Source organism: Mesorhizobium sp. M7A.F.Ca.US.006.04.2.1, from assembly GCF_004022915.1.
Taxonomy (GTDB): domain Bacteria; phylum Pseudomonadota; class Alphaproteobacteria; order Rhizobiales; family Rhizobiaceae; genus Mesorhizobium; species Mesorhizobium ciceri.
Genome location: NZ_RZQA01001610.1, coordinates 1 through 510 on the forward strand (window position 1 = coordinate 1; position 510 = coordinate 510).

Annotated in this window: 1 pseudogene; it reads right to left on the bottom strand. The window is 66.1% G+C overall.

Annotation, left to right across the window (positions count from 1 at the left end):
- Positions 1-49: 49 nt before the first annotated feature.
- Positions 50-510: pseudogene (locus EN925_RS39020) on the bottom strand (glycosyltransferase family 2 protein); the annotation flags it as partial.

A 510-nucleotide genomic window follows, 5' to 3' on the forward strand; every position in this document is an offset into this window, starting at 1 on the left:
AGCATGAGCCGATCTCTTGACCAAGCGCGCCACGCAGCCGTCGCAATGTTCAGATGCGCCCCAGGATGAAGGCGAGATAGAGCCCCAGGTTTCCGGAAACGGTCTGCCGATAGACGCCGCTTCGGCGCAAGCCTGCCAAGCGGCGGAAAAGGCCGCCGTCGCGCCCGTGGGTGAAAAGGTCGAGGCACACCATCGCGTCCTCGGTCAGGAGGTCGCGATTGACGGCGAGACCGTCAAGGTTGAGGTCCGTCCAGCCGGCGAATTCCCCCTTGAACAGGCGGCCAAGCCGGGACACCCTTGCTTTCCAGGACACGTTGGCGCCGACCAAATTTGCCGCATGCTGCCGGTAGCGCACCAGCGGCCGCGGATCGTAGCGGACGATGCCGCCGGCAGCGGTCACGATGAGATAGGCCCACCAGTCGTGGCTGACGAACCCGGTCCGCATGCAGGCCCTGGCCAGCAGGTCGCGTGCCGCTGCGTTGAGCAGGATGGTGTTGCCGCCGGCGATGC